This is a genomic window from Streptomyces montanus (assembly GCF_005786655.1).
Lineage (GTDB): Bacteria > Actinomycetota > Actinomycetes > Streptomycetales > Streptomycetaceae > Streptomyces > Streptomyces sporangiiformans.
The window spans coordinates 200880-224748 of the sequence record NZ_VBZC01000002.1 but is presented as its reverse complement, the minus strand read 5'-3'; the positions used below and the strand labels follow the sequence as shown (position 1 = coordinate 224748).

The following is a 23869-nucleotide window of genomic DNA, read 5'->3' as shown; positions in this document are numbered from 1 at the left end:
AGCCACGGCACAGGCGAAAGAGAGACGGGGAACGACATGGCGGCAAAGGGGCGGGTCACGATCCGCGAGGTGGCGGAGCGAGCGGGCGTGTCCGTGGCCACGGTCTCGCGCGTGCTCAGCGGCAACTATCCGGTGCCGCCGGCCACCCGCACCAGGGTGCTGCGCGCGGCTCGGGCCCTCGACTACGTGGCCAACGCCCACGCCCGCGCCCTGGTCGGCGGCGGCCGCAAGATGGTCGCCGTCGTCCTGCGCCAGGTCACCAGCCCCTTCTACGCCCATGTCGCCGAGGGCGTCGAGGCGGAGGCGGCCGAGCGCGGTTGGCTGTGCCTGGTAGGCACCACAGGCGGGGACCCGCAGCGGGAGATGGACTTCGTCCAGCTCATGCGCGAGGAAGGTGCCCGTGTGGTGATCCTCGTCGGCGGGGTCGTCGAGGACGACGCCTACCGCGAGCGCGTCACCCACTACGCGCAGGCACTCGATGCCGCCGGCGCCCGGCTCGTGCTCTGCGGACGCCCCGCCCCCGACCCCGACATCCCGGCGCTGGTCGTCGAGTTCGACAACGAGGCCGGGGCCCACGCCCTCACCAGCCATCTCCTCTCCGCGGGACACCGCAGAATCGTCTTCCTCGGAGGGCTGCCGGGCAACACGGCCCTCGACGCGCGCGTCTCCGGATACCGGGCCGCGCTCGCCGAACACGGCCTGCCGCCCGAGGCCGCCCACGTCGTCGACTGCGGTCTCGGCCGCGGCGCCGGACTCCGGGCGATGACCGAACTGCTCAAGGGCGACCACGACTTCACCGCGGTCTTCGCCGGTGACGACATGGTCGCCGCCGGGGCGATCCGCGCCCTCGCCGACGCCGGACGGAGCGTCCCGGACGACATCTCGGTCGTCGGCTACAACGACATCCCGCTCGCCGAGGACTTCAACCCACCGCTGACCACGGTCCGCACCCCGTCCGAGGAACTGGGACGGGCCGCCGTGCGCATCGCCCTGCGTGACCCCGAACAGGCCGCGGGCGCCCACCACTTGCTAGGCACCCACATCGTCGTACGCGACAGTGTCGCCGCGCCCCCACCAGGGCGCGACACCTTCTGACAGACGGAGGGCCCACCCCCGCATGACCGCGCCGCATCTCTCGGCCGACTCCAGCCAACTGCCGCTCCCCGACCCCTCGCTCTCCCCTCTCACCGGCTACACCCGCGCCCACTGGGAAGCAGCGGCCGACCGCCTGCTGGCCGGCCTGCTCCCTTACGCCTCACCCGGGTTGGCCCAGTACCGTCTTCCCGGCCCGGCCAGCCACTCCGGCCCCTGGTCCGACGGGCTGGAGGGGTACGCCCGCTCCTTCCTGCTCGCCGCGTTCCGTATCGCCGGCTCCGACGGGCAGGCCGGCCCCGGCCTGATCGAGCGGTACGCGTCCGGGCTCGCCGCGGGCACCGATCCGTATGGTGACGAGCGCTGGCCGCCCGTCACCGACCGCGCCCAGCCCATGGTGGAGGCCGCGTCCGTCGCGATCGCCCTGCACGAGACCCGCCCGTGGATCTGGGACCGGCTGGACGACGGCGTACGCCAGCGGGTCGCCGACTGGCTCGGCGGATTCGTCGGCGCGCGCGTGAACGACTCCAACTGGCGGCTCTTCCAGGTCATCACGGAGGAGTTCCTGGCCTCCGTCGGCGCCCCGCACGACCGCGCCGAGATCGACGCGGGGCTCGCCCGCCTGGAGGACTGGTACCGGGGCGGCGGCTGGTACACGGACGGCGACGGGCAGAAATTCGACTATTACAACGCCTGGGCGCTGCACCTGTATCCGGTGCTGTGGGCGCGTATCGCGGGATCCCGGGCCGACAGCGGACTGGTCGCGACGCACCGCGCCCGCCTGCGTGAGTTCCTCGGCACGCACCAGTACTTCTTCGGCTCCGACGGCGCGCCCGTGCACCAGGGCCGGTCCCTGACCTACCGGTTCGCCACCACCGCTCCCCTGTGGGCAGGTGCCCTCGCCGACGCCACGCCTCTGCCGCCCGGCCGCACCCGCCGGCTGGCCTCCGGCGCTCTGAAGCACTTCGCCGACCACGGAGTGCCCGACGAGCAGGGACTGTTGAGCCTGGGCTGGTACCGGCCCTTTCTCCCGGTCACTCAGCGCTACTCGGGCCCCGCCTCCCCGTACTGGGCGAGCAAGGCGTTCCTGGGACTGCTGCTGCCCGCCGACCACCCGGTGTGGACGGCGGCCGAGGAGCCCGGCCCTGTCGACACCGCGGACCGATGTCTGGCCCTGCCCGCACCGGGATGGCTGCTGCATTCCACCGCCGCCGACGGGATCGTACGACTGGTCAACCACAGCAGCGACCGACTGCCGCCCCCGCCCGCCGCATCCCAGGACAGCCCCCACTACACAAGGCTCGCGTACTCGAATGCCGTCGCGCCCGAGACCCCGTCCGCCGACGAGCCGCCCGGCCCCGACAACCACATCGCCCTGGTGGGCCTCTCCGGGACCTCCCGCCGGGGCCGCATCCATCGGCTGTACGTCCACGGGCGTCAGGCGGCGTCGTGGCACGCCCCTCTCGAAGTGCCTGAGCACGAACCGGGCATCCGCATGACAACAGCCAGCGCGGTGCACGGCCCCTGGGAAGTGCGGGTGCACCGTGTGCAGGCCCCGGCGGGCGTCGGCATCCGCGAAGGCGGCTGGGCGGTGGCCTGCGACAGCGCTCCGCCCACCGAGGAAACCGGTGCGGGCTGGGCTCTGGCCCGCCGGGATGACGGATTGACCAGCGTGCTCGTGGGCCTGCTCGGGTGGGACGACCGCGACGTGCCGGTCCGCGGCAGTGTTGTGCACGCGCGCGACCGCAACGCCTACGGCCGCTATTCGACGACACCTGTCCTCACGTTGCCTCAGCATGTCGGCGGTACGCGCCTGCTGGTGACCCTGGTGGTCCTCACCGCCGATCCGGCCGTGTACCGCGACCTTCAAGCCCTGCGATCCGGCACACGGGCCCGTGCGGCAGCGGACGGGACCGTGCGAATCCGTTTCCCGGACGGGGCGATCGAACAGATGGCGGCCGAGGCCCTCGTCCCGCCGACGGGACCCTCTGGTCTCAGCGCCCCGGAGCGCCGGCGCGCAGGCCGTCCATGACGAGGTCCAGGAGCCGCCCCGCGCGGGTCTGCCAGTCCCCGTGAGGGTCGATCTGCCAGAGGCCGCCGATGGCGAGGAGGAAGTCGTCGGGGGTCACGCCGGGGCGGATGGTGCCGACTTCGTCGTTCGCCTTCAGCAGAAGCGCGATGGCCTCGCTCACCGGGCCGTGCCCCGGTTTGGCCGGGCTGCCGGGCGCGCTGGTCGCCTGCCGCATCGCGTCGGCCAGGCCGGCCTTGGCCATGGCGTACTGGGCCAGGCGGTCCATCCATTCACGCAGCGCCTGGTCCGGTGCGCGGGTCCGCAGCAACTGGGCCGCGGCATCGGCGACCTGCTGCATCTCGTAGCGGTAGACCTCCAGCACGAGGGCTTCGCGGCTGGGGAAGTTGCGATAGAACGTCCCCTGCCCGACGCCGGCCTTCTTCGCGATCGAGCTCAGCGGGACGTCTGCCGAGCGGGTCAGCTCCGACAGCGCCACTTCCAGGATGCGCTCGCGATTCCGCTGCGCGTCCGAGCGCAGCGGCGCGTCCCGTCTGTCCTCGTTGGCCTGCACTCGTCCTCCTTCCGGGAATCACGGCAGCGATCGACCTTGCTAAGCGGACAACTGTCCGATAGGTTCTCGGTGAGCGGACAGCTGTCCGATTAGGTCCACCCTAGCGGCAGACCCGTCGGTACGGGCAGTCGGAACCGATCGCCGACCTGCGGGGGCGGGCACCGGACAGCTCAAGGATCCCGAGCCCGCCACCGCCACGTACAGCACCATCTCCTCACGATCCCGGCCGGGTTCGTCCCGTTCGACTTCGACGCGCACGACCCACGCGAAAGAAGGCTGATCATGGCCCCAGCGCCATCGACGTACAGCGTCATCACCTTGAACGTCAACGGCGAGAAGTACACACTGCCCGTCGACCACCGCACCACCCTGCTCGACGCGCTGCGCGAGCATCTCGATCTCACCGGATCCAAGAAGGGCTGCGACCAGGGCCAGTGCGGCGCTTGCACAGTGCTGCTCGACGGACGCCGGGCCGTCTCCTGTCTCCAGCTCGCGGTGGCCGCCGAGGGGCGCGCGATCACCACCATCGAGGGTGTCGCGGACGGTGAGCAACTGCATCCCGTACAACAGGCGTTCCTCGACCTCGACGGCTACCAGTGCGGCTACTGCACACCGGGGCAGATATGTTCGGCCCTCGGGGTGATCGAGGAGCACGCGGCGGGCTGGCCGAGCGCCGTCACCGCCGACGTACGGCCCGAGGCGGGTACGCCGTCCCTCAGCGCCGAGGAGATCCGGGAGCGCATGAGCGGCAACCTCTGCCGCTGCGGCGCGTACGTTTCCATCGTCCAGGCAGTCGCTCAGGCGGCCGAGACCCACACGGCCCAGTCGCACACGACGGAGACCGGGACGGCGGAGACCGGGACGGCCGAAGGCCGCTCGGACGAGGCCAAGGAGGCGGCGGCATGAGGGAGTTCGGCTATGAGCGTGCCGTCGACGTATCCGGCGCGGTCACGCTGCTCGACACCGACCCCGACGCGCGCTTCCTCGGCGGCGGCACCAATCTCGTCGACCTGATGAAGACCGGCGTGGAACGTCCCGCGCGGCTCGTCGACGTACGTGAACTCCCCCTCGACCGGATCGAGTCGGCGCCGGGCGGCGGTCTCCTCATCGGCGCGACCGTCACCAACAGCGATCTCGCCGCCCATCCCGAAGTGCGGCGCCGTTACCCGGCGTTGGCACAGGCGGTCCTGGCCGGCGCGTCGGGGCAGCTGCGCAACATGGCCACGGTCGGCGGGAATCTGCTCCAGCGCACCCGCTGCGGCTATTTCGCGGACGTGACCAAGCCGTGCAACAAGCGTCTCCCCGGCAGTGGTTGCCCCGCCATCGAGGGCGAGCACCACAACCACGCGATCCTCGGCGCCTCCGAGCACTGCGTGGCGACCCACCCCTCGGACATGGCGGTGGCGCTGGCCGCCTTCGACGCCGTCGTCTCGTACGAAACCGCCGACGGTCCGGGCGAGTTGCCCCTCACGGACTTCTATCTCCCCGTGGGTGACACCCCGCACCTGGAGACCGCCCTGCCGTCCGGCGCCCTGATCACCGGCATCACACTGCCCCCGGCCCCGGTCGCCGCCCTCTCCCGCTACCGGAAGGTGCGCGAGCGCGCGTCCTACGCCTTCGCGATCGGCTCGATCGCCGCCGCCCTCGACGTCCGGGACGGGATCGTTCGTGATGTGCGCCTCGCCTTCGGCGCGGTGGCGTCCCGGCCGTGGCGGGCCACGGCCGCCGAACGCGCGCTGACCGGCGCACCGGCCGACGCCGAGAGCTTCGCCGCCGCCGCGGACGCCGAACTGGCGGCCGCCGAGCCACTGCCGCACAACGGCTACAAGGTGACGCTGATACGCAACCTCGTGGTGGCCGTGCTCACCGAACTCGCCGAGGAGGCCGCCCGATGACCACCACAACGACCGGGACCAGGGCGGTGAACGGCTCCGTCGGCACCGCGCACACCCGTGTGGAGGGCCGCGACAAGGTCACCGGCGCGGCCCGCTACGCGGCGGAAATCCCCTTCGACGAGCTCGCCCATGGCTGGCTGGTGGTGTCCACCATCACCCGGGGCCGCATCCGCTCGCTGGAGACCGCCCCCGTCCTCGAGATGCCGGGCGTGCTCACCGTCCTGCACCACCAGAACGCCTCGCGCGTCGACGCCGACTACATCGGGATGCTGGGCACCCCGGACCCGACCGCGGCCGTCTTCCAGCACGACCGCGTGCCGCACATGGGCTGGCCGGTGGCGCTGGTCGTAGCCGAGACACCCGAGCAGGCCAGGGAGGCCGCCGAAGCGCTCGTGGTGCGGTACGAGGACGAGCCGCACGACGTCGCGTTCTCCGGCGAACGCCCGGACGCGTACGCGGCGGAAGGCCACATGCCGGCGGTGACGGAAAAGGGGGACCTGGACTCCGAACTCGCCGCGTCCGCCGTCGTCGTGGACGCGGAGTACACCACGCCGGAAGAGCACCACAGCCCGATGGAGCCCCATGCGGCGACAGCCCGCTGGGACGGCGGCCGGCTCGAAGTCCTCGACTCCAACCAGGGCACGACCTGGGTCCAGGGCGAGCTCGCGAAAATGTTCTCACTCGACCCGGGTTCGGTGCGGGTACGGTCCGAACACGTGGGCGGCGGCTTCGGCAGCAAGGGCCTGCGGGCGCACCAGGTCGCCGCCGTGATGGCTGCGACCGCCCTCCAGCGCCCGGTGCGCGTCGTCCTGACCCGCCGTCAGATGTTCTCGCTCACCGGCTACCGCAGCCCTACGACACAGCGGATCAGGCTCGGCGCCGACGCCGACGGGCGGCTGCGCGCGCTGGAGCACCGCTCCCTGAGCCTCACCTCGACCGTGCACGAGTTCGTCGAGCCGAGCGCCGGGGTGGCACGGGTGATGTACGACGCCGACGCCCACCACACGGCCAACCGGCTCGTACGACTCGACGTGCCGACCCCGACGTGGATGCGCGCACCGGGTGAGGCACCTGGGTCGTTCGCGCTGGAGGCGGCGCTCGACGAGCTCGCCGAGAAGTGCGGCATCGACCCGATCGAACTGCGCACACGCAACAAGCCCGAGCGGGGACCCGTTTCCGGGCTGCCGTTCAGCAGCCACAACCTGCTCGCCTGCTTCCAGGAGGGTGCCCGCAGGTTCGGCTGGACGGACCGGGACCCGCGTCCCGGCCTGCGGCGGGACGGGCGCTGGCTGCTCGGCACCGGCACAGCGGCGGCCTCCTTCGGCGCGGGAGCGATGCCGTCCACGGCGGTCGCGACGGCGGAGGCGGACGGCACCTTCACCGTGCGGATCGCCGCGGCGGACATCGGAACCGGGGCGCGGACCGCGCTCACCCTGGTCGCCGCCGACGCGCTGGAGGTGACACCGGACCGCGTCCATGTGCGTATCGGGGACAGCGACTTCGGCCCGGCGATGATCGCCGGAGGCTCGATGGGGACCCGGTCCTGGGCGTGGGCGGTCACGGCCGCTGCCGCCGAGCTGAGGGAGCGGCTCACCCTGGGCACCAGCATTCCGCCGGAGGGGATCACGGTACGGTCGGACACCTCCGCGGCCATCGGCGCCCTCGCCCAGAAGGAACGGCACTCCTTCGGGGCGCAGTTCGCCGAGGTCGCCGTGGACGTCACCACCGGCGAGGTGCGCGTGCGGCGCATGCTCGGCATCTTCGCGGCGGGCCGGATCGTCAACCCGCTCACGGCCCGCAGCCAGTTCGTCGGCGGGATGACCTGGGGCATCTCCATGGCCCTGCACGAGGAGGCGGTCAGGGACCAGGCCTCGGGCGGTCACTACGGCGCCGATCTCGCGGGCTACCACGTCGCCGCGCACGCCGACGTTCCGCAGATCGAGGCGGACTGGGTGGACGACCCCGACCCCGACGACCCGGTCGGCATCAAGGGCATCGGCGAGGTCGGCATCGTGGGCGCCGCGGCGGCGATCGCCAACGCGGTCTGGCACGCGACCGGCGTGCGCCACCGGCACCTCCCCATCCGGCCCGACCGCGTCCTGTCGGCCGGAGCCGCGGCAGAGGGCGAGCGGGATGCTTGACATCGCCGACGAGCTGAACCGGTGGATCGAGCAGGGCCGGGACTTCGCCGTCGCCACCGTCGTGGCCGTGAGCGGCAGCGCGCCGCGCGGTCCCGGCGCCGCTCTCGCCGTCGACAGCGAGGGCACGGCCATCGGTTCGGTCTCCGGCGGCTGTGTGGAAGGGGCGGTGTACGACCTGTGCGTCCAGGCGCTCCACGACGGCGAGACGGTGCGTGAGCGGTTCGGCTACAGCGACGAGGACGCCTTCGCGGTGGGGCTGACCTGCGGCGGGGTCATCGAGGTGCTGGTCACCCCCGTCGGTGCCGACGCACCGGGCAGGACGGTGTTCGAGGCGGCGCTGTCGGCTGCCGCCGAGGGCCGGGCGGTGGGGCTCGCCCGCGTGACGCGGGGGCCGGTCGAACTGCTGGGCAGGGCACTGCTCGTCCACTCCGGCGGACCGTACGAGGGCGGTCTCGGCGGGCATCCGCGGCTGGACCGCACGGCGGTGGCGGAGACCCGTGCCCTTTTGGAGGCGGGGCGCAGCGGGGAGTTCGTCGTCTCGGAGAGTGGATCGCGCTGCGGAGCCCCCCTGACGTTGTTCGTCGAGTCACGCCTGCCGCCGCCTCGCATGATCGTCTTCGGTGCCGTCGATTTCGCGGCGGCGCTGGTGCGGGCCGGCGGGTTCCTCGGCTACCACGTGACGGTGTGCGACGCGCGGCCGGTCTTCGCCACGCGCGTCCGCTTCCCGGAAGCCGATGACATCGTCGTCGACTGGCCGCACCGTTACCTCCAGCAGACCCCGACCGACGGCCGCACGGTCGTGTGCGTGCTCACCCACGACGTCAAGTTCGACATCCCCCTGCTGGAGGTGGCCCTCCGGTTGCCGGTCGCCTTCGTCGGCGCGATGGGCTCGCGCCGCACCCATGAGGACCGCGACCGGAGGCTGCGTGAAGCCGGCCTCACCGAGCGGGAGTTGGCCCGACTGCGCTCCCCGATCGGCCTCGACCTCGGCGCCCGTACGCCCGAGGAGACCGCCCTGTCCATCGCCGCGGAGATCGTCGCGGCGCGACACGGCGGCTCGGGCGTTCCGCTGACCGGCTCGGCGACGCCGATTCACCATGACACGGGCGAGCGGGAGACCAGTGCGCCCGGGGAGCACGCGGCCGCATGACGCGGGCCCCGGCCTCGGAGCCCCGGGGCGGGGCTCCGGGGAAGCGGCACCCGCGGCTACCTACGATCGGCGGCGGGGTTTCCCGCGCTTGCCGCTCTTGGGGGCGGCGGAACCACTCCGCGGGTTCTTGCGTGCCGGCTGCCCCGCCGTGGACTTCCGCCGTGCGCCGACAGCATCGGGGCGCTTGCGCTTCGGCTGCTCCGGGGGCGGTGTGCGCCCGCGTGTGCTGTTGACCGTCCGCCCCCGGACGATCCCGATGAAGTCCTCGACCAGGTCGGTGGTCGCGTCCTCGGGCCACGACAGCGCGACGCTCGACTGTGGTGCGTCCACGACCGGCCGGTACGTGAGATCCCTGCGGTGGTGCAGGCGGGCCAGCGACTGGGGAACGACGAGGAGGCCCACGCCCGCCGCCACGAGTTCGATGGCGTCCGCCGTCGTGGCGGGTCGCTCGATGGCGGGCCGTCCCGGCCGCTGCTCCCAGTCGAGAACGTCGTCGAGGGGGTGCAGCACGATGTCGTCGGCGAGATCCTCCGCGGACACCTCCTCCGCGGCCGTCACGACGTGATCTTTGGGCGCCACGACCACCGAGGTCTCGGTGTAGAGGGGGATCGCGCTGAACACCGTACGGTCGACCGGCAGCCGTACCAACCCCGCGTCGGCGCCGCTGCCACGCAGCACATCGGATGCCTCGGCCGCCGCCACCGCGACGAGGTGCAGCGGGACATCGGGCAGGCGCTCGTTCCAGGTCCGCACCCACTTGCCCGGCGTCACCCCCGGGACATACGCGAGCCGGAACGATGGGGATTCCTCCGAGCCTGTCACTCCGCCAGGTTACCGGGCGTGGTCGGACGTCCCGTACACGGTCGATAGTCTGGACACCATGAAGTCGCACCAGAACACCCAGACGATGAAGCCCGCCACCGCGGCCAAGAAGCTGGGTGTGTATCTCGAGGCCACCCCCGACGAGTTCCGGGAGGGTGTCGTCTCACGCTCCGAGCTGAACGCGCTCCAGGCCGATCCGCCGGAGTGGCTGCGCGAGCTGCGACGCGACGGACCGCACCCCCGCCCGGTGGTCGCGGCGAAGCTGGGCGTCTCCATCGCGGGTCTCGCACGCGGCGGGGTCACCGAGCCTCTCACCACCGAGCAGATCGAGGCGTTGAAGGAAGACCGGCCCGAGTGGCTGGAGAAGGAGCGCGCCACCCAGGCGGAAGTCCGCAAGGAAGCGGCTCGCATCAAGAAGAAGAACGCCGAACGCGCCGATCAGCCCGACCGGCCGCGCTCCTGACCCCGCCTTCGGCGGCGAACACTGATCACGAACCGGCAAGGAAGCTCAACCGCACCTGACGGCTCGGATTGTCCTTGTTCGTGTCGACCAGACACACCGACTGCCATGTCCCCAACTCCAGGCGGCCGCCCAGGACCGGCAGAGTGGCATGCGGAGGCACGATCGCCGGAAGTACGTGGTCACGGCCGTGGCCGGGACTGCCGTGGCGATGCTGCCAGCGATCGTCTGCGGGGAGCAGGGAGTGCAGAGCGGCGAGGAGATCGTCGTCGCTGCCGGCGCCGGTTTCGATGATCGCGACTCCGGCGGTGGCGTGGGGCACGAAGATGTTCAGCAGGCCGTCGCGGTCGCCCGCCACCTCCCTGAGGAAGGCCTCGCATTCATGGGTGAGGTCGACGACCGTTTCCGAGGATCCGGTGGCGACGTTCAGGACGCGGGTGGTGAAGGCATCGGACATGAGTCAATCCTCCCGCATCGAGGTTGCGCGCCCGGCAGACACCCACTTCGTCGCGCGTGGACGCGGACGGCGCCGACGGGAAGATCCGGGCTTCCGGTCCAGTTAGTAGAAGCGTGAACGAAACCGGAGTGCAGGACGCGGCACAAGAAGTCGACGTGATCGTCGCAGGCGCTGGACAGGCCGGACTGTCCAGCGCCTATCACCTGCGGCGCACCGGCTTCGAGCCGGAGCGGGACTTCGTGATCCTGGATCACGCGCCGCGGCCCGGCGGCGCCTGGCAGTTCAGGTGGCCGTCGCTCACGTACGGCAAGGTGCACGGGATGCACTCGCTGCCGGGCATGGAGCTCACGGACGCGGATCCGGCCCGGCCGTCGTCCGAGGTCATCGCGGAGTACTTCGACGCCTACGAGCGCACTTTCGGCCTGGGCGTGCGGCGGCCCGTGGACGTGCGGACGGTGCGCGAGGGGGACGGGGGGCGGCTGCTCGTCGAGACCTCGGCGGGGACATGGTCGACGCGGGCACTGATCAACGCGACGGGCACCTGGGACCGTCCGTTCTGGCCCCGCTATCCCGGCCAGGAGACCTTCCGGGGGCGGCAGTTGCACACGGCGCAGTACCCCGGCCCGGAGGAGTTCGCCGGTCGGAGGGTGGTTGTCGTGGGCGGTGGCGCCTCCGGTACGCAGCATCTGCTGGAGATCGCGCCGTACGCGGCCGAGACCACCTGGGTGACCCGGCGGCCGCCGGTCTTCCGCGAGGGCCCCTTCGACGAGGGCGCCGGGCGGGCGGCCGTCGCGCTCGTGGAGGAGCGGGTTCGTCAGGGACTTGCGCCCACAAGTGTCGTGTCGGTGACGGGGTTGCCGCTCAATGACGTGGTGCGGCAAGGGATCGAGGACGGTGTCCTGGACCGCCTGCCGATGTTCGACCGGATCACCCCGGACGGCGTGGAGTGGAACGACGGGCGTCATGCGGACGCCGACGTCATCCTGTGGGCGACCGGATTCCGCGCGGCCATCGACCATCTGGCACCACTGCGGCTGCGTGAGCCGGGCGGTGGCATTCGTGTCGAGGGAACCCGCGCGGTCGCCGATCCACGGATCCATCTGGTCGGGTACGGGCCGTCGGCCAGCACGATCGGTGCCAACCGCGCCGGACGCGCGGCGGTACGGGACATCAGGCAGCTGCTGTCGGAGGTTCCGGCCGCCGCTTGAGTCCGTCAGGTCCCTTGAGGCCCCTTGAGGCCCCTCGGGGCGATGCGGCGTCGCGCCGTCCGCGGCCTGGCGGGTCGGGCCGCCGGTGTCCCGCGGGGATTCGGTTCAGCGGGATGCTGATGCGGATGCGCTCCGGCGAGCCTGGTTGAACTCCGCGACGTTCCTTTCGTGCTCCTCGTAGTTGGCCGTGAAGCGGGTGTCCCCCGGCTTGACGGTGACGAAGTACAGCCAGTCGCCCCGCGCGGGACTGACCGCCGCGCGCATCGCTTCCTCGCCTGGATTGGCGATCGGCGTCGGCGGCAGCCCCATCCGCTGGTACGTGTTGTACGGACTGTTGACCTTCGTGTCGCTCTGGCTGGTGCGGAGTGTGCTGCGGTTCAGCGCGTAGTTGATGCTGGAGTCCATCTGCAGTGGCATGCCCCGGTCGAGGCGGTTGTAGATGACGCGGGCCACCTTGCCCATGTCCGCCTTGGTGGCCGCCTCGGCCTGGACCATGCTGGCGACGGTCACGGTCTGATACACGTTCATGGCGTTCCGCTGGGCCCCTGCCGTGACCGCGCCGCCGGTGAACTTCTGGTTCGCCGTATTGACCATGAACGACAGCAGAGACTCCGGGGTCGACTGTCTGTCGATCGGATAAGTGGCCGGGTACAGATAGCCCTCGGGGTTGCCGTTCGCGTCATTGGGGAGCTTGAGGTTGGCCTTGCTCAGGGACTGCTTGGTGGTGCCCGCGGGAAGGGCGAGGGCCTGGTCGACGGCCTTGTACACCTGGCGGGCACGCCAGCCCTCCGGGATCACCAGGGTCGCGGGCCCGGCGTCCTCTTCCGTACTCAGCAGCGGCACCGCCACGGCGGTGGCCGCTACGACGGCTCCGGTCGCGATGAGGGCGATCCGGCCCCGGCGCGTCAGTCGAATCTTGCTCCGTGGCGGAGTGTGGGTCTGCATGCGGGCACGGTAACCCGCACAAACGGACAAATCCGGCATATCTTCATGTGGTTGGCTCCAGTTGGGCGTCTCGACGGACCAGAGCGGCGTAACGCCCTCCGCGCCCCAACAGCTCCTCGTGCGTGCCGCGTTCGGCTGCGCGCCCGGAGTCGAGGACCACGATCTGGTCGGCGCCTCGAATGGTGGACAGCCGGTGCGCGATGGTCAGCGTGGTGCGGTTGGCCGACAGTGCGTCGATGGCTTCCTGCACGGCACGTTCGGTGCGGGTGTCCAGAGCACTGGTCGCCTCGTCGAGGATCAGCACCGGTGGGTCGCGCAAAACGGTGCGGGCGATGGCGAGGCGCTGCTTCTCGCCACCCGAGAACCGGTGGCCGCGCTCGCCCACGATCGTGTCGTATCCGTCGGGCAGGGACGCGATGTGGTCGTGGATCTGGGCTGCCTTGGCGGCCGCGTGCAGTTCCTCGTCGGTGGCGTCCGGCTTGGCGAACCGCAGGTTGTCGGCGACGGAGGCATGGAAGAGATACGTCTCCTGGGAGACGACGCCGACCGCGCGCGCGAGTGTGTCGAAGTCCAGGTCGCGTACGTCGACCCCGTCGATCGTGACGCGGCCGCCCGTGACGTCGTACAGCCGCGGTACGAGGTAGCTGAGCGTGGACTTGCCGGCGCCGGTCGGGCCGACGACGGCGAGGCTGCCACCCGCGGGGACGGTGATGTCGATGCCGTCGAGTATCGGGCCGCTCTTGTCGTCGTAGCGGAACTCCACGTCCTCGAAACGGACTTCGCCCTTGACCTGGTCGAGGTGGACCGGGCGCTCGGGCTCGGTGATGTCGATGGGCAGGTCGAGGTACTCGAAGATGCGCTGGAACAGGGCGAGCGAGGTCTGGATCTGCACGCCTGTGGACAGCAGGCTGACGGTCGGCCGGAACAGGCCCTGCTGCAGCGAGACGAAGGCGACGAGCGTACCGATGGAGACGGCGGGCCCGCCGAACTGGAGGGCCAGGCCCGCGGTCCAGTAGATGACGGCCGGCATCGCGGCCATGACGATCGAGATGACGGCCATGCGCCAGCGGCCCGCCATGTTCGACCGCACTTCCAGGTCGACGAGGCCTTCGGACTCTCCCGCGAAGGACCGTGTGAGGGAGTCGGCGCGGCCCATGGTGCGGCCGAGCAGGATGCCGCCGACGGAGAGGGACTCGGTGACGGTGGCGGCCATCATGGCCATCTGCTTCTGCCGCTGGGTGGTGATCCTCTTGCGTTCCTTGCCGACCCTGCGGCTGATCCACACGAACACCGGCAGCAGGAGCAGCGAGACCACGGTCAGCCGCCAGTCCAGCGCGATCATCGCGACGATCGTGGCGACCACGCTGGTGAGGTTGGAGACCAGTGAGGTGGCGGTCGAGGTGACCGTGGCCTGCATGCCGCCGATGTCGTTCGCGATCCGCGACTGGACCTCGCCGGTGCGGGTTCTGGTGAAGAAGGCGAGCGACATGCGCTGCAGCCGGCCGTAGACGGCGGTGCGCAGGTCGTGCATGACGCGCTGGCCGACCGTCGTGGAGATGAGGGTCTGCAGCACGCCGAAGACACTGGTGAGCACGGCGCTGAGGATCATGCCGAGCGCGAGCAGGCTCAGCAGACCGGTGCGCGCCTGCGGGATCGCGGTGTCGAGTATCTCCTTCAGCAGGAAGGGCGTGGCGACCGAGACCAGCGACGCGGCGCCGACGAGCAGACCGACGACGGCGAGCCGGCCGCGGTACGGGCGGAAGAGCTTCAGGATGCGGCGCACCTGCCGCGGCTGTTCGGTATCGAAGGGCGGTGGTGTCCAGGTGGGTTCGTCGGGACGCATGGGCTCCTACGGGAGGTGGGGGCGGCGATGGGACATAAGGCTGGATTGTGGGACGACGATCACTGGTGGAGCATAGCTCATTGTTACCTATACTCACAATGAACGAAGTCCTGATATTGTTCCTGCTATGAACACCCCCGATGCCGACGGCCTGCTCGCCGAGCAGCTGCTGCGGCTGACCCGCCGCGTGCACCGCATCCAGAAGCGTCAGCTGGAACTGTGCGGGCTCGCCATCACTCCGGCCCAGTCCCGGCTGCTGCGCACCCTCGCGCACTACAGTTCGCCGCCGCGCATGGCCGATCTGGCGGAGCGCCTGGAGGTGGTTCCCCGGGCCGTGACGACGCTGGTCGACGGTCTGGAGGCGAGCGGCAGGGTTCGCCGCGTGCCCGACCCGACCAATCGCCGGGTGATCCGGATCGAGCTGACGGACGACGGACGCCAGGCGCTGCGGGAGCTGCGCGGCGCGCGCCGGGCAGCGGCCGAGGACATCCTGGCCCCCCTGACGGACGACCAGCGCAAGGTGCTCGGCGGGTTGTTGAACACCCTGGTCGACGGCGTCGGTGCGATCGAGGAGCCGAAGGACCGCTGCTGACGCGGCCGCGGCGTCACAGCCCGGAAACCCCGTACAGAAACCCCGCACAGAGCCCTGCACAGAAGGTCCAACTCCCCGGCCACCTGTCCGAGCGCGCCCGCAGACACTGCATGAAGTTGGAGAACTGCTGCTACGGCAGGAACGAGACGCGGGTGCTGCGTATGGCGCACGCCGGGAAGTTCGGCAGGCTGTTGCACGGCGCGGGCGCCTACAACCGCGACTTACGCGGCCTGATGTTCGACCCGGAGTACTACAAGGGCCCGTGGCGGCGGCTGTGGCGCACCCGGCCGCGCGGCGATCTCTACCCGAACCACGGATGCGGTCCCGTCGCGCGTACGTCGAGAGCGACCGGACCATCAGCTTCGTACAGACCGCCAAGGGACGGGTGATCCGACTCGAGCACGATGTGTCGACGCCGCATCCCTACTCGCGCATCAACAGCCTCGGTGGCACGAAGGGGGTCTTCGAGGACTATCCGGAGCGTCTACCTGGAGCCGGATCACACCGACGACGTCTGGGGCGACTTCTCGGCGTACGCCGACTGGGACCACTGGCTGTGGAAGGAGCACGCCAACCCGCCCGGCGGGCACGGCGGGATGGACTACATCATGGTGTTCCGGCTGATGCAGTGCATGCGACTGGGACTCGTTCCGGACTTCGACGTGTACGACGCCGCCACATGGACCTCGCCGGTGCCCCTGAGCCACGCCTCGATCAAGGCGCACGGAGCACCGCAGGCGATTCCGGACTTCACACGCGGCTTGTGGAAGAAGGCCCGGCCGGGAGTCGATGCGGAGAAACCCAAGGACTGACGGACCGGTCGGGGCCCGGCGGTGAGCGGTACGCCGGGCCCCTCTCTCAACTCGCCTCGCCCGCAGGTTCCTTGGCCGTCACCTTGGCCTCGGAGACGTCGGAGCCCTTGGCGGCCCCGGATCCCTCGGCGACCCCGGAGCCGTCGGAGCCGTCGGCAGTGGGTGCTTTCGGCGCACTGTCGTCGCCGTCCTCCACGAACGCGATCTCACCCGCGAGCATCTTCTTCGCCCGCGGCAGGTCCAGCGCGCCCTCCCAGCGCGAGACCGCGAAGACGGCCACACAGTTGCCGAGCAGGTTGGTGGCCACACGCATCGAGTCCATGATGCGGTCCACACCCAGCAGCAGCGCCACCGCACCCGCCGGGATGACCCCGAGCGCGGAGGCGGTCGCCGACAGCGCGAGGAAGGCCGAACCGGGCACGCCGGCCATGCCCTTGCTCGTCAGCATGAGCACCAGGATCACGGTGATCTGCTGCCCCAGGCTGAGGTCGACGCCCACGGCCTGCGCGATGAACAGCGTGCCGATGGAGAGATAGATCGAGGCGCCGTCGAGGTTGAAGGAGTACCCGGTGGGCAGCACCAGGCCCACCGCGTCGTCCCGGCAGCCCGCCTGACGCAGCTTCTGCATCATGCGCGGCATGACGGATTCGCTGGAGGCCGTACCGAGCGCGAGCAGCATCTCCTCACGCGTGTAGCGGACGAACTGCCAGAGGCTGAGCCCGGTGACCACCTTCAGGGCGACGGCGAGCAGAACGAGGAAGCCCAACGCGACTGCGTAGCAGAGGGCTATGAGCTTGCCGTACGTCGTGATGACGCCGAGCCCGTACTCCCCCACCAGGTGGGCCATCGCGCCGAACACCGCGAGAGGCGCGAGCTTCATGATGAACCCGACCACCGCGAAGACGACTTCCTGGGCCTGCTCGATGGCGGGCAGGATCGCGGGCACCTTGGTCTTGCCGAGGTGCAGCAGCGCGGCTCCCACCAGGCAGGCCAGGACGAGGACTTGGAGCAGTGCGTTCTCGGTGAACGCCCCGAACGCGCTTTCGGGCAGCGCGTGCAGGATGAACTCGCTGGTCGAGGGAAGCGAGCCGCCGCCGGTCTTGTCGTCGACGGCCGAGGCGTCGAGCTTCGACGGGTCGACGTTCATGCCGCTGCCGGGGCTGAAGACGTTGGCGGCGATCAGGCCGATGAGCAGCGCGGCTGTGGTCGCGACCTCGAACCAGATCAGCGACTTGAGGCCGATCCGGCCGAAGGCCTTGAGGTCACCGGCCTTGGTGATACCGGCGACGACCACCAGGAACACGAGCGGGGAGATCATCGTCTTGATGAGCCGGACGAAACCGTCGCCGAGCGGCTGGACGGCTGTGCCCACATCGGGCCACAGCCGTCCGACGACGATTCCGAGGACAAGCGCGCAGGCGACCTGCGCGAACAGTGAGGTGCGCAGCATGCGTGCGACGCGTCGCGGCAGGGACGGTACAGACGGCGGCACGGTGGTACTCCTCCGAAGAGACTTCTGTTATGCGGAAAATAATTTCCGCGCTGCTCACTATCGGGGGTGTTTGCTACCGCTGACAACGCCCGTGTCACGTCCGTGTAAAAGATTTCTATGAAGCCGCGTCGCGGGCACTCCGGCTCAGCAGCCGCCGCGGTCCTCGGTCACCACGCCCTGCACCGTGGCCAGGAGCCGGTCGTAGCACGCGCCCGAGCCGTACAGCCGGTAGTGCTCCGTGGTCGTGCCGACCGCGTGTCGCTGATCGCGCGGCACGTTCGCCGTGTAGGTCGCGTCGCCCGTGTAGGTGTCGTCGAGCCGGGACCACGCCGTGCGCCGGCCTCCCCGCGTCTCCACGACAGCGGCTCGGTCCGCCAGCGACATGACCGTCCGCAACCGGTCCCCCGCGCCGAGCGTCGTGGTGCCGTCCATGGTGTACGTGCGGTGCGTGCGGGTCGCCTTGGCCGGCCCGCGTCCGTCGACGGTGACCGTCTCGTCGTCACGCCAGGTCGCCTTCAGGGCGTCCATGTTCTCGCCGTCGGTCCACCGGTGCGCAGAGGTGTTGGCCAGCTTCCGGCTGACGGTTGTCGTCACGCGGCCGTGTGAGGTGTCGACGTACCCGGAGACGGTCAGCCGGTGACCGGCCTCGGTGTCCAGCCGGTGCTCAGGACCGGGCGTGTACCTCGAGGAGTTGACGAGGTCGCTCACCCGGTGAACGGTCAGCTTGCCTGTGACCTGCTTGCTCTTGGCGTCCTGCCGGACTAGGACGTTCACCGGGGCGCTCCAGCCGGTCTGCCCTTCGGGAACGCCGACTACGGAGACCTCGATCCGGTGCGGACGGCCATCGTTGAGCAGCCCCGCGTACGGCGTCAGGTCGTACTCGACGGGCTTGATGTCGAAGGCGCGCGGCCCTGGGATCACGTACCAGAGGAAGGGGTTGGACCAGCCTCCGGTCCACACCGTCGGGAATGGCGTGGCGATGCCCGCCAGTTGGCCGTCGACCTTGATCTGCACCTCGCGGTAGGGCCCGTCGTCCGCGGTGCAGGAGTACGGAGCGGCGTCGGGGACCGTCAGATACCAGTACTCCTCGCAGCCGCCACCCGATCCCGTCGCATAGACCTCGGCGACGATGCGCTCACTGTTGCGGGGCGTGGTGAGGGTGCCGTCCTGGAGGGTGAGGACGCGGTCGGGTACGGCTGGGGCCTTCCCTTCGTAGAAGGTCAGCGTGACCTTGACGTCGATGACGCCGGTGTACGTGTCGTCCACGACGTTCCCGATGAGCATCTCGACGTCTTGGCTGTGCCGGAACGTGTCGGTGTAGCGCGTGACGTCCTTCTCCACCGACCACGTGATGCCGTCCGGTGAGGGCTGCGGAGTGGACGTACGGAAGACCTCGACCCCGCCGATGTGCAGATGGCCGAGCCGGTCGAACTGCCGCCCCTTGACCTTGCCGTCCATGCGCAGCACGACCTTGCTCCAGCGGTCGCCGCAGCCTTGTGGGGGCGTGTATGTGCCCTTGTAGGGCGTGAAGTCGCGGAACTGTGCCTCGGCGACCGTCACTTCGCAGGACTTCGCGTCGGGTCTGCTGACGGGCGGGGCCGCCGTCAGGGGGTCGTGCCAGTCGGTACCGAACTCGGAGGGCGGTTGGGCGGATTCGGCGGCCTGAGCGAGGGATGGGGCCGCCGGTTGGTGTGGTTCGGCGGCCGGGGCGGGGACCGCGGCGAGGAGTGTGCTCGCCATGAAGGTCACTCCGGCGAGCATGGACATGACGATCCGTCTTCTCATGGCCGTGTTCTACGGGGAGTTGGCCCTTCCCGCAATGAGGCTTCAGGACTTGAGGTCCGCCTTGTCGCCCATCAACACGACCGGGTGCTTGGCCGGGTCGAGGTTGCGCAGCAGGTACTCCATGCCCCGCTTGGGCAGGCTCACACAGGCCGACGTACCGCTGCCGTGGTCCATGTGCAGCCAGATACTGCCGCCCTTGGACTGGCCCTGCGGGCGGGTCGGGTCGTTCGGCGAGGTGCCCTTGACGCGGTTGTAGTCGATGGCGATGACGTAGTCGAAGTCGTTCCAGTGCGACTTGGCCCAGTAGCGCGGGGCCTGGAAGCCCGCGGACTGGGTGTACGGGAGCTTGGCGCCCGGGTCGTCGAGGACGCCGCCCGCGTCGCTGAGCGTGAACACACCCACGGGGCTGCGCTTGTCGCCCTCGCGGTGGTCGGTGGTCCAGCCCTTCTTGCCGTTGTGCCCCTGCCAGCTGCGGGTCTGGTCCCAGGTGGCACCGGACTTGGTGTAGAGGACGATCCTGGAGTCCGCCGAGTCCTTGCCCTCGCCGTAGACCGCCACCACCTGGCGGGAGTTGGCGGGGATCTCCTTCTGCAGCCGGTCGCCGACGTCGGGGATGCGTTTGAGGTCGACGGTGCGCGCCTGTGCCTGCCCTTGCTCGTCACTCGACCGGGCGTCGTTCTTGCGACCGTCCTCGCCGTCCGAACCACCGCAGGCCGTCAGGGACATCAGAAGAGCACCGCAGGCCGCCGCCGCTGCCGTCGTGCGCATCGCACCGCCTATTCGCATGCCGTCCATCGTCGCACCGTGCTCCGGACGATTACGTCCGGGCCCCCGGTATACCGGCCATATACGGACGGTCCGGGCCGAATCTTTGCCAGGCGGCGGAAAACCGTTTGCCTGCGGACACTCTGTGACGCGAACCTTTCACGGCTTGCTGCCTCCCCCCACCCCGTTCTACGCGCCTCTGGGACGTCATGCAGATTCAAGACCTTCCGTATCCCGACCCGGGCGTGCCGGACGCACGCTCGGGTCCTCGATTCCTGCTGTGGCTCGGTCTCAATCAACTCGGCGGACAACTGAAGTCCCTGGCCTGGGGGCTGCTCCACTTCCTTTCCGTGTCCGGACTGCCTTTCTGCGTCGGCTTTGCCGTCCAGGCCGTCGTGGACCGCTCCGGTGCGCGGCTCACCCTCGCGGGCGGGCTGATCGCACTGTGCGGGCTCGGTATCGCGGTGGGCGACACCATGCTGCACCGCACCGCGATCACCAACTGGATCACCGCTGCCGCGCGTGTCCAGCAGCTGCTGGCCCGCCGGACCGCCCAGCTGGGTTCCGCGCTGACGCGGCGGGTCGCGGCGGGTGAGGTCGTCGCGGTCTCCACGGGTGACGTGGAGAAGATCGGCTGGTTCGTGGAAGCTGTGTCGCGGTTCACCGCGGCCGCCCTGACCATCGTCTTCGTCTGCGTCGCCCTGGTCGTGTACGAGCCCGCGCTGGGGATCGTCGTCGCCGTGGGCGTGCCCGTCCTGGCGCTCGCGGTGCTGCCGCTGCTGCCCCGTGCGACCCGGCGTGCCGACTTCCAGCGGGAGAAGGCAGGACGCGCCACGGAGCTGGCCTCGGACACCGTCGCGGGTCTGCGCGTGCTGCGCGGCATCGGCGGCGAGGACCTGTTCCTGGACCGCTACCGCCGGGCCTCCCAGGAGGTCCGTCGGGCCGCCGTCCGCAGCGCCCGTATGTGGTCGATGATCTCCGCGATCCAGGTGCTGCTGCCCGGACTCCTGCTGATCGCGGTCGCCTGGCACGGCGTGCATCTGGCCCGGGAGGGCCGGATCACCGTCGGCGAGATGGTCACCGTGTACAGCGCCGTCATGATCCTCACGTATCCGCTCCACCACTTCGAGGAGATCGCGATGGCGTACTCCTTCTCCCGGCCGTCCGCGAAGCGCGCGGCCGGGGTGCTGGCACTGGAGCGGGCAACGGACAGCAAGGGGTCGCGCGAGGCCGAAGCGCCGACCGGCGATCTGTACGACCCGTCGACCGGTCTGCTCGCCCCGGCCGGGCGGCTCACCGCCGTGGTGTGCGGCGACCCGGACGCGGCGGGCGTGCTGGCCGAGCGGCTCGGCGGGCATGCGGCGGCCTCGTCGGACCTGCCGTCCGCGCTCCTCGGCGGCGTACCGCTGGACGAGCTGCCGCTCGACTCCGCCCGTGGCGCCGTCCTCGTCCAGGACAAGGACCCGGTGCTGCTGTCCGGCAGCCTTCGCGAACTCCTCGACGTGCCGTCCTCGGGCGGTGTGAGTGCCGAGGACGCGCTGGCCGCCGCCCAGTGCGGCGACGTCCTGGACGCCCTTGCCCAGGGGTCGCTGGACGCCGAGGACCCGATGGACGCCCGGATCACCGAACGCGGGCGCTCCCTGTCGGGCGGCCAGCGCCAGCGCCTCGCGCTGGCGCGGTCCCTGGTCACCGACCCCGAGGTGCTCGTCCTGGACGAACCGACGTCCGCCGTCGACTCCCACACCGAGGCACGGATCGCCGACGGGATCCGGTCCCTGCGGCAGGGGCGTACGACGGTGGTGTTCACCTCGTCCCCCCTCCTCCTGGACCACGCGGACCGGGTCGCGCTCGTCCATGAGGGCGAGGTCGCGGCGGTCGGCGTGCACCGTGAACTGGTGCACAGCGAACCCCGGTACCGAGCCGTGGTGACCCGCGAGACCGACGACGAGGCCCCAGCGCACGACAGGCGCCACGTGAAACAGCTGAATGAACTGGACGACCTGGAAGACATCGAGGAGACCGCATGATCGGCGTGGCGCCACCGGCCTACGACCCGGCGGCCCCGACGACGGCGAACACCCTGCCGGTCGGCGCCCCGGAGACCGTACGCGCCTACGTGGCCGAACTGTTCCAACGGCACCGCCGAGCCTTCCTGCTGCTCATCACCGTCAACACGGTCGCCGTCGTCGCCTCGATGGTGGGCCCCTATCTGCTGGGCTCCCTCGTCGAACGCGTCTCCGACGGCGCGGCCTCGGCACGCGAGGTGCATCTGGAGCGCACCGCCGCGTTCTTCGTCATCGCCCTGGCCGTCCAGGCGGTGTTCGTACGCCAGGTGCGGCTGCGTGGCGCCATGCTCGGCGAACGGATGCTGGCCGACCTGCGCGAGGACTTCCTTGTGCGGTCGGTGGGACTGCCGCCCGGTGTCCTCGAGCGGGCCGGGACGGGCGACCTGCTGTCCCGGATCACCACGGACATCGACCGGCTCGCCAATGCCATGCGCGAGGCCGTGCCACAGCTGGCCATCGGTGTGGTGTGGGTGGTGCTGCTGCTCGGCGGGCTCGCCGTGACCGCGCCGCCGCTCGCCCCCGCCGTACTGGTCGCCGTCCCGCTCCTCGTGGCCGGTTGCCGCTGGTACTTCAAGCGCGCGCCGTCGGCCTACCGCTCCGAGGCCGCCGGCTACGCCGCCGTGGCCGCCGTACTCGCCGAGACCGTGGACGCCGGGCGCACCGTCGAAGCCCACCGCCTGGGCGCGCGCCGCATCGGTCTGTCGGACCGCCGTGTCAGGGAGTGGACGGCATGGGAGCGGTACACGCTGTGGCTGCGCTCGGTGCTGTTCCCGGTCATCAACATCACGCATGTCACGGTCCTCGGCTCGGTCCTGATGATCGGCGGGCTCTTCGTGCTCCGGGGGTGGATCGGGATCGGCCAGCTGACGACAGGTGCGCTGATCGCCCAGATGCTCGTCGACCCGGTGGGGCTGATCCTGCGCTGGTACGACGAGCTGCAGGTGGCCCATGTCTCGCTGGCCCGGCTGGTCGGTGTCCGCGACATCGAGCCGGATGCCAGTGACGGGTCGCCGGCCCCCGACGGGCGTGACGTCCACGCCGACCGGGTGCACTTCGGCTACCGCGCCGGCGTCGATGTCCTGCGCAAGGTCTCTCTCAAGGTCGCGCCGGGCACACGCCTGGCCCTGGTCGGCCCGTCCGGCGCGGGCAAGTCCACGCTGGGCAGGCTGCTCGCCGGGATCTACGCGCCCCGCGACGGCCGCATCACCCTGGGCGGCACCGAGCTGTCCGAGATGTCCGCCGAAGAGATCCGGGCGCATGTGGCGCTGGTCAACCAGGAACACCATGTTTTCGTGGGGTCCCTGCGCGACAACCTGCTGCTCGCCCGCACAGGTGCCGACGACGCCGAGCTGTGGGCGGCTCTCGGCGCGGTCGATGCCGACGGCTGGGCACGCGCGCTGGACGACGGTCTGGACACCGAGGTGGGCTCGGGCGGACTGACGCTCACCCCGGCCCAGGCCCAGCAGATCGCGCTCGCCCGGCTGGTGCTGGCCGATCCGCACACTCTGGTCCTGGACGAGGCCACCTCGCTCCTCGACCCGCGCGCGGCCCGCCACCTGGAGCGCTCCCTGGCCCGTGTCCTCGACGGCCGGACCGTGATCGCCATCGCCCACCGGCTGCACACCGCCCACGACGCCGACGTCATCGCCGTCGTCGAGAGCGGCCGCATCAGCGAACTCGGCAGCCACGACCAGTTGGTCGCCGCGGACGGCGCGTACGCGGCACTGTGGCGGTCCTGGCACGGGTGAGCCCCCGCTCCGGA

Annotated in this window: 19 protein-coding genes and 1 pseudogene; 12 read left to right on the top strand and 8 right to left on the bottom strand. The window is 70.7% G+C overall.

The window, feature by feature from the left end; genetic code table 11:
* Positions 1 to 36 precede the first annotated feature (36 nt).
* Complete coding sequence (locus FE633_RS02340; protein ID WP_138043345.1) at positions 37 to 1095, top strand: LacI family DNA-binding transcriptional regulator; 1059 nt, start codon at positions 37 to 39, stop codon at positions 1093 to 1095.
* Positions 1096 to 1117: 22 nt separating this feature from the next.
* Positions 1118 to 3124 carry a DUF2264 domain-containing protein gene (locus FE633_RS02335; protein WP_138043342.1) on the top strand — a complete coding sequence of 669 codons (2007 nt, stop codon included), beginning with the start codon at positions 1118 to 1120 and terminating at the stop codon, positions 3122 to 3124.
* Here the strand turns inward: FE633_RS02335 and FE633_RS02330 are convergent.
* Complete coding sequence (locus FE633_RS02330) at positions 3087 to 3674, bottom strand: TetR/AcrR family transcriptional regulator (RefSeq protein ID WP_138043340.1); 588 nt, start codon at positions 3672 to 3674, stop codon at positions 3087 to 3089. The two genes, FE633_RS02335 and FE633_RS02330, sit on opposite strands and share 38 nt — an antisense overlap.
* 282 nt (positions 3675 to 3956) lie before the next feature.
* Here FE633_RS02330 and FE633_RS02325 point away from each other — a divergent pair, with 282 nt between their 5' ends.
* The 4 genes from FE633_RS02325 to FE633_RS02310 are packed head-to-tail and all read left to right on the top strand — an operon-like array spanning position 3957 to position 8860.
* Positions 3957 to 4580, top strand: coding sequence for a (2Fe-2S)-binding protein (locus FE633_RS02325; RefSeq protein ID WP_138043338.1), 624 nt, complete (start codon positions 3957 to 3959; stop codon positions 4578 to 4580).
* Positions 4577 to 5569: an FAD binding domain-containing protein gene (locus tag FE633_RS02320; protein WP_138043336.1), complete on the top strand. Its 993-nt coding sequence runs from the start codon at positions 4577 to 4579 to the stop codon at positions 5567 to 5569. The genes FE633_RS02325 and FE633_RS02320 overlap by 4 nt, the downstream gene beginning before the upstream one ends.
* Positions 5566 to 7710 (top strand): xanthine dehydrogenase family protein molybdopterin-binding subunit, encoded by a 2145-nt coding sequence (locus FE633_RS02315; protein WP_138043334.1) that lies wholly within the window; start codon positions 5566 to 5568, stop codon positions 7708 to 7710. Before FE633_RS02320 ends, FE633_RS02315 begins: the two co-directional genes overlap by 4 nt.
* Complete coding sequence (locus FE633_RS02310; protein WP_138043332.1) at positions 7703 to 8860, top strand: XdhC family protein; 1158 nt, start codon at positions 7703 to 7705, stop codon at positions 8858 to 8860. The genes FE633_RS02315 and FE633_RS02310 overlap by 8 nt, the downstream gene beginning before the upstream one ends.
* Before the next feature lie 60 nt (positions 8861 to 8920).
* Here the strand turns inward: FE633_RS02310 and FE633_RS02305 are convergent, their stop codons facing one another.
* Entirely contained in the window at positions 8921 to 9682 is a 762-nt protein-coding gene (locus FE633_RS02305) for a LysR family substrate-binding domain-containing protein (RefSeq protein ID WP_138043330.1), read from the bottom strand.
* A 58-nt stretch (positions 9683 to 9740) separates the two neighbouring features.
* Here FE633_RS02305 and FE633_RS02300 point away from each other — a divergent pair, with 58 nt between their 5' ends.
* Positions 9741 to 10145 (top strand): DUF5997 family protein, encoded by a 405-nt coding sequence (locus FE633_RS02300; protein WP_138043328.1) that lies wholly within the window; start codon positions 9741 to 9743, stop codon positions 10143 to 10145.
* 25 nt (positions 10146 to 10170) lie between these two features.
* On the opposite strand, the gene FE633_RS02295 is transcribed toward FE633_RS02300, so the two are convergent.
* On the bottom strand, positions 10171 to 10599 hold the full coding sequence (locus FE633_RS02295) for a secondary thiamine-phosphate synthase enzyme YjbQ (protein WP_138043326.1): 429 nt from the start codon (positions 10597 to 10599) through the stop codon (positions 10171 to 10173).
* A 113-nt stretch (positions 10600 to 10712) separates the two neighbouring features.
* On the opposite strand from FE633_RS02295, the gene FE633_RS02290 reads away from it, so the two are divergent.
* A complete protein-coding gene (locus FE633_RS02290; RefSeq protein ID WP_171059764.1) occupies positions 10713 to 11807 on the top strand; it encodes an NAD(P)-binding domain-containing protein in 1095 nt (364 codons plus the stop codon).
* A 105-nt stretch (positions 11808 to 11912) separates the two neighbouring features.
* Here the strand turns inward: FE633_RS02290 and mltG are convergent, their stop codons facing one another.
* Complete coding sequence (mltG, locus tag FE633_RS02285) at positions 11913 to 12752, bottom strand: endolytic transglycosylase MltG (protein WP_138043324.1); 840 nt, start codon at positions 12750 to 12752, stop codon at positions 11913 to 11915.
* 43 nt (positions 12753 to 12795) lie between these two features.
* Positions 12796 to 14595, bottom strand: coding sequence for an ABC transporter ATP-binding protein (locus FE633_RS02280; RefSeq protein WP_138043322.1), 1800 nt, complete (start codon positions 14593 to 14595; stop codon positions 12796 to 12798).
* A 127-nt stretch (positions 14596 to 14722) separates the two neighbouring features.
* On the opposite strand from FE633_RS02280, the gene FE633_RS02275 reads away from it, so the two are divergent.
* Positions 14723 to 15187 (top strand): MarR family winged helix-turn-helix transcriptional regulator, encoded by a 465-nt coding sequence (locus FE633_RS02275; RefSeq protein ID WP_138043320.1) that lies wholly within the window; start codon positions 14723 to 14725, stop codon positions 15185 to 15187.
* A gap of 83 nt (positions 15188 to 15270) precedes the next feature.
* Positions 15271 to 15999 (top strand): annotated as a pseudogene (locus FE633_RS02270) (gfo/Idh/MocA family oxidoreductase); the annotation flags it as partial.
* Positions 16000 to 16045: 46 nt separating this feature from the next.
* On the opposite strand, the gene FE633_RS02265 reads toward FE633_RS02270, so the two are convergent.
* The 3 genes from FE633_RS02265 to FE633_RS02255 all read right to left on the bottom strand — a co-directional run bounded on the left by FE633_RS02265 (position 16046) and on the right by FE633_RS02255 (position 20062).
* The gene (locus FE633_RS02265) at positions 16046 to 17449 is read right to left on the bottom strand and encodes a cation:dicarboxylate symporter family transporter (RefSeq protein ID WP_138043443.1); all 1404 of its coding nucleotides are present in this window, start codon (positions 17447 to 17449) and stop codon (positions 16046 to 16048) included.
* Between the two features lie 186 nt (positions 17450 to 17635).
* Positions 17636 to 19276, bottom strand: coding sequence for a peptide-N4-asparagine amidase (locus tag FE633_RS02260; protein ID WP_138043318.1), 1641 nt, complete (start codon positions 19274 to 19276; stop codon positions 17636 to 17638).
* Between the two features lie 42 nt (positions 19277 to 19318).
* Positions 19319 to 20062 (bottom strand): hypothetical protein, encoded by a 744-nt coding sequence (locus FE633_RS02255; RefSeq protein ID WP_171059771.1) that lies wholly within the window; start codon positions 20060 to 20062, stop codon positions 19319 to 19321.
* A 188-nt stretch (positions 20063 to 20250) separates the two neighbouring features.
* Here FE633_RS02255 and FE633_RS02250 point away from each other — a divergent pair, with 188 nt between their 5' ends.
* A complete protein-coding gene (locus FE633_RS02250; RefSeq protein WP_138043316.1) occupies positions 20251 to 22068 on the top strand; it encodes an ABC transporter transmembrane domain-containing protein in 1818 nt (605 codons plus the stop codon).
* Positions 22065 to 23855, top strand: a complete 1791-nt coding sequence (locus tag FE633_RS02245; RefSeq protein WP_138043314.1) for an ABC transporter ATP-binding protein — start codon at positions 22065 to 22067, stop codon at positions 23853 to 23855. Before FE633_RS02250 ends, FE633_RS02245 begins: the two co-directional genes overlap by 4 nt.
* The last annotated feature ends 14 nt before the right edge of the window (positions 23856 to 23869 follow it).